The sequence below is a fragment of the Pseudomonas sp. LM13 genome, from assembly GCF_041381355.1.
GTDB lineage: Bacteria > Pseudomonadota > Gammaproteobacteria > Pseudomonadales > Pseudomonadaceae > Stutzerimonas > Stutzerimonas frequens.
The window spans coordinates 1-1,596 of record NZ_JACBXH010000108.1; the positions used below are offsets into that span (position 1 = coordinate 1).

Sequence of the window (1,596 nt, forward strand, 5' to 3'; positions counted from 1 at the left end):
CAGACTGTGTGAAAACCTAGCAGTCTGAGAGCAAGCTGAAGACAATGCCTCCATCAGTTGATGGGGGCATTGTCGTTTATGGGCTACATCCAGGGCGAAGGTCGTCAGCAAAGCAGCCTGTTTCCTCCCACATTGGAGGAGCTGGTGCCGGAGGATCACTTGGTACGGGTGATCGAGGCCTATGTCGCTCGCCTGGATCTGCAGGCTCTGGGTTTCAGCAAGGCCGAACCACTCAAGACTGGACGTCCTGGCTATGATCCAGCGGATCTACTCAAGCTTTATCTGTACGGTTACTTCCAGCGCATCCGCTCCTCCCGGCGCCTGGAAGCTGAGTGCCAACGCAATGTCGAGGTGATGTGGCTGCTGGGCCGATTGGCACCGGATTTCAAGACCATTGCTGATTTTCGCAAGGACAACAGCGCTGCTTTTCAGGCGACCTGCCGCACCTTCGTCCAGTTCTGTCGCCAGGTGGGGCTGATCAGCGGGCAACTCGTGGCCATCGATGGCAGCAAGTTTCAGGCGGTGGCGTCGCAACGCAAGCATCTGAGCCTGACGAAGCTCAAGCGCCAACAAGCCAAACTGGAGGCGCAGATAAGCCGTTATCTGGCAGAACTGGACGAGGCTGACCGCAGTGAGGCAACTGAAGGGGTTGATCGCCGTGCGGTCAAGGCAGCGCTGCAGCACCTGGAGAGCCGACATGCCGATAACCTGACAGCCCAGGCGTTGATGGAGGTACAGAGGCTGGATCAGTTCGTCGTGGGCGAGGACGAGGCCCGCATGATGCGTACCCACCAGGGGGCTCGCGTGGCTTATAACGTGCAAAGCGCAGTAGATGGCGAGCATGGGCTGATCGTGCATCATGCCGTCACTCAGAACGGCAGCGATAACCAGCAACTGGAACCGATGGCCAAGGCCGCCCAGGCGATCCTAGAACAGGAAGCGCTGACGGTTACAGCCGATGCCGGCTACTCCAATGGTGAGCAGTTTCAAGCCTGTGATGATGCTGGGATTACGGCCTATGTGCCGGAGAATCGAGGTATCAATAACAAGGGCGACGACACGCCGCTATTCGATCGCAGCGCCTTCACTTATGACGCCACCCACGACCAGTACCAATGCCCGGCAGGCAAATGGCTACTGTTCAAGCAGGTCAGTGGCCTACAGCGCATCTATGCCGTGCAGGATGACTGCGCGGGCTGTCCATTGAAAACACGCTGCACCAAGGCTAAACGTCGACACGTGAGTCGGCATGTCCATGAATCCGCGTTCGAACGCATGCATCAGCGGATGCAGGCGCATCCAGAGATGATGGTCAGGCGCCGATCCATCGTCGAACATCCCTTCGGCAATCTGAAGCAGTGGATTTTGGGTAATGGTCGCTTCCTGCTCCGACAACTGCGGGGAGCGCGGACGGAAATGGCCCTGGCGGTCAACGCCTACAACCTTAAACGAGCTATCAATGTGCTGGGTGCCCGTCGGTTGATCGAGCTGTTGGGGTAAATCCCGCTTTCCATTTCCAAGCATCAAAAACACCAACGCCCCGAACCAGTCGGGGCGTTGGATTTTTCTGGCGTCAGTGCGTTTTCACACGCTCTG

The 1,596-nt window shown here is 57.7% G+C and carries 1 protein-coding gene; it reads left to right on the forward strand.

Going from position 1 to position 1,596, the window contains the following annotated elements:
- The first annotated feature begins 78 nt into the window (after positions 1 to 78).
- Positions 79 to 1,500: an IS1182 family transposase gene (locus tag HZR81_RS23495; protein WP_152482034.1), complete on the forward strand. Its 1,422-nt coding sequence runs from the start codon at positions 79 to 81 to the stop codon at positions 1,498 to 1,500.
- The last annotated feature ends 96 nt before the right edge of the window (positions 1,501 to 1,596 follow it).

What these genes read in the sequence shown, in the direction of transcription:
- HZR81_RS23495 (WP_152482034.1), top strand. Translation starts at nt 79, where the DNA reads ATGGGCTACATCCAGGGCGAAGGTCGTCAGCAAAGCAGCCTGTTTCCT.